Origin of the sequence: Paracoccus versutus, from assembly GCF_000763885.1 — a bacterium.
In the GTDB taxonomy this organism is placed as follows: Bacteria; Pseudomonadota; Alphaproteobacteria; order Rhodobacterales; family Rhodobacteraceae; genus Paracoccus; species Paracoccus versutus.
Map to the genome: position 1 here is coordinate 1 of NZ_JRKO01000130.1, position 3,287 is coordinate 3,287.

The 3,287-nt window shown below is 65.1% G+C and carries 3 protein-coding genes; all 3 read right to left on the reverse strand.

Translation table 11 applies throughout. The features are described 5' to 3' along the window. On the reverse strand, positions 1 to 463 hold a 463-nt coding region (locus tag IT40_RS26075; RefSeq protein WP_157034120.1), incomplete at its 3' end, for a TRAP transporter large permease subunit. Beyond that, on the reverse strand, positions 460 to 993 hold the full coding sequence (locus IT40_RS26080) for a TRAP transporter small permease (protein ID WP_036761378.1): 534 nt from the start codon (positions 991 to 993) through the stop codon (positions 460 to 462). The genes IT40_RS26075 and IT40_RS26080, both read right to left, overlap by 4 nt. Before the next feature lie 302 nt (positions 994 to 1,295). Next, positions 1,296 to 2,783 (reverse strand): aldehyde dehydrogenase, encoded by a 1,488-nt coding sequence (locus IT40_RS26085; protein ID WP_036761379.1) that lies wholly within the window; start codon positions 2,781 to 2,783, stop codon positions 1,296 to 1,298. Positions 2,784 to 3,287 lie beyond the last annotated feature (504 nt).

The following is a 3,287-nucleotide window of genomic DNA, read 5'->3' on the forward strand; positions in this document are numbered from 1 at the left end:
AGGGCGGGATCAGCATGGCGAGCGTGCCCGAGATGGCGACGACGCCCGATGCCATGCGCTTGTCGTAGCCGTATTTCAGCATGGCCGGCAGCGAGGTCGAGGCGAGCGTGGCGGCGGATGCGGTCGATGATCCGCAGATGGCGCCGAAGCCTGCGCCGGCGAGCGCGGTTGCGATGCCGAGCCCGCCGCGGACCCGGCCGAACCACGCGGCCGCGGCCTGGAACAGGTCGTCGGCGACGCCCGAGCGCAGCACGAACTCGGCCATCAAGAGGAACATCGGGATGGCGAGGAATTCATAGGACGAGGCGCTGTCCTTGGGCATGCTCGCCAGGATGCCCATCATGGCCGAGGGGCCGCCGATCCAGTAGATGCCAAGCGCGCCCGAGGCGATGAGCGTGAAGCCGACCGGCATGCCCGCCGCCAGCAGCACGAACATGAGAAGGACGATGATGGTGGCGATCATTCGTGATGTTCCTTGATTTCGACGCCGGTGGTGTGATCGACGACATCGGGATCGGATCCGCGCAGCAGCAGGGTCAGGGCATGGGCGCAAAGGCGCACCACCAGCAGGGCAAAGCCCAGCACGATGGGCAGCTGCGACAACCAGGCCGGCCAGGTGATGTAGCCGGGCAGGAATTCGTTGCGGGTATAGGCATGGACCATCTCGCCCCAGGCGCCATGGGCGACGACGGCGAAGATCGCAGCGCCCAGCAGCGACCACAGGATGTCCAGCAGGCGGCGAAGCCGCGGTGCCATGATGCTGCGGAACAGGTCGATATTGATGTGGTCGCCCTGCTGGAACGTGGCCGAGATCGCGAAATAGGTCGCGGCGATCATCAGGTAATAGCTGATCAGTTCGAAGGCCCAGGGCAGCGGCGCGTGAAAGGCATAGCGCGAGAACGCGTCATAGGACACGATGAACATGATCAGGGTGACGCATATGACGGCAAGCGCAAGCCCCAGCCGTTCCAGTGATATGATAACCTTTCCCATTTCTCCTCCCATGTGCCGCCAGCCGGGACGGCGCCGATTTTTCAGATGACCCGGCCTTGCGGCCCGCGCGCGCAAGCGAAGCCCGATCGGCCCCTTTTCTCCTGGTCCGATGATTTCCGGCTTGTGTCCGATAGGGTTGCCCGCGATCGGCGGGCATCGGATCCGGGGTAGATGCGGCCGATTTTACATCCGCAGCCGCGTTTCCCGCAAACCTTCCCAAAGGCATCATCGCCGAAGCGGGACGTCCCATAGGGAAAGGCTATGGTTTTGGCAGACGCATAGCCAATCCCATGGCCGGCCCCTCAGGCATAGGGGTTCGCTGCCTGTCCGGTGGTGCTGATGACGGTGGTGCGGGTTTCCAGGTAGGGGTCGAGCGCGTCGATGCCGTTCTCGCGCCCCCAGCCGCTTTGCTTGAAGCCGCCATAGGGCAGCGACCAGCGCACGTAGCGATAGGTATTGACCCAGACGCTGCCGGCCTCGATCCGGTTCGAGACCCGATGCGCCCGGCCCAGGTCGTTGGTCCAGAGCCCCGCGGTCAGGCCGAAGGGCGTGTCGTTGGCGATCTCGATCGCTTCTTCCTCGCCGTCGAAGGGGATCAGCGCGGCGACCGGGCCGAAGATTTCCTCGCGGGCGATGCGCATCTGGTTGGTCACGCCGGCATAGACCGTGGGCTCCACGAAATAGCCGCCGGCCAGGTCCGGCCGGTCGATCCGGCGGCCCCCGGCCAGGAGTTCGGCGCCCTCCGCGCGGCCGATCTCGAAATAGGACAGGGTCTTGTCCAGCTGCTGCTGGCTGTTCTGCGGCCCCATCCGGGTCGCCTCGTCCATCGGCATGCCGACGCGCACGGTGGCGGCACGCTGGCGGAACATCTCGGCCACGCGGTCGTAGACCGGGCGCTCGACCAGAACGCGCGACCCCAGTGCGCAGCTTTGCCCGCAATTCGTCCAGGCCGAGGAGGTGGCCGAGTTCAGCGCCTGCTCCAGGTCGGCGTCGGCAAAGATGATATGCGGTGCCTTGCCGCCCAGCTCGAAGGTAAAGCGCTTCAGGCTGTCGGCGCCGGTCTTCAGCATGCGCTTTGCGGTCGCCCCCGAACCGGTGAAGGACACCTTGTCCACGCCCGGATGGCCGACCAGATGGTCGCCGATCTCGTGCCCGTGGCCGGGGACGATGTTCAGGACACCGGGCGGCAGGCCCGCACGCTCGGCGATGCGGCCCAAGAGCAGGGTCGAGACCGGCGTGGTTTCGGCCGGCTTCACCACCAGGGTGCAGCCGGCGGCCAGCGCCGCCCCCAGCTTCAGGCAGATGGTCATCAGGGGCGCGTTCCAGGGCGTGATCGCGGCGACCACGCCGACCGGGACGCGGGTGGTGAAGCAATGCACGCTGTCGTCCATCGGCACCGTGGTGCCCAGCGTCTTGTCGGCCAGCGAGGCGAACCAGTGATACCAGGCCACCTCGGCGCCCAGGTCGGCGCGGGCATCGACGATCAGCCGGCCGCTGTCACGGACCTCATGCTCGATGATCTCGGGGATCGCCTCGCGGAAGGCCTCGGCAAAGCGGCGCAGCATGGCCGCGCGCTCATGCGCCGGCATCCGCCGCCAGGGGCCGCGAAAGGCGGCGCGGGCGGCCTCGACGGCGCGGTCGACGTCCTGCTTGCCGGCAAAGGCGACCAGCGCCCAGGGCCTGCCGGTGGCGGGGTCGATGCTGTCCACCAGCGCGCCGTCGATCGGCTTCACCCATTCGCCGTTTATATAGAGATGCTCGAAACGCTCTGGTCCCGTCGCCTTGGCCATGTCTTTCCTCCCCGATGCCGGGCGCGAATCCTGCCGGACGAACCGCAGGTGAATCTGCGCGGGAGTTTAGGGACGGGGTTTTGCCCTAGGCAAGCATCCTGCCGAAAGGCGGCGGAAGTCATAGGGATATTCATGACGAGATATAGAAAAACCCAATAACCAGGCAGCGCTGGGAAAGGAGCCGCGAAAAATTCCCCATGAATAACAGCTGGTTGGATTTTTCGATGTTCCGCCGGCCAGCCAATTCGATTTTCTCGAATTGCCGTTTCAGGAAACGCAAGTTGGTTCCTGGGCCGCGTCTGCCTAGCTTGCCCTCAACGCGGCCTGGCGGATCGCCCGGTCGCCTTACTGTGGATTTAGGAGGATGGAATGGACAAGAATTTTCTGGACGAGGGGCAGGCGCTTTGGCTTGAGACGGTGAACCGTTTCATGGATGACGAGGTGACTGTCGAATATATCCGCAAATGCGACATGAACCGCGACTATCCCTATGAAGCCTATGAC

Excerpts from the sequence above, each read along its gene's own strand:
- IT40_RS26080 (WP_036761378.1), bottom strand. The coding sequence starts at position 993 with ATGGGAAAGGTTATCATATCACTGGAACGGCTGGGGCTTGCGCTTGCC.
- IT40_RS26085 (WP_036761379.1), bottom strand. The coding sequence starts at position 2,783 with ATGGCCAAGGCGACGGGACCAGAGCGTTTCGAGCATCTCTATATAAAC.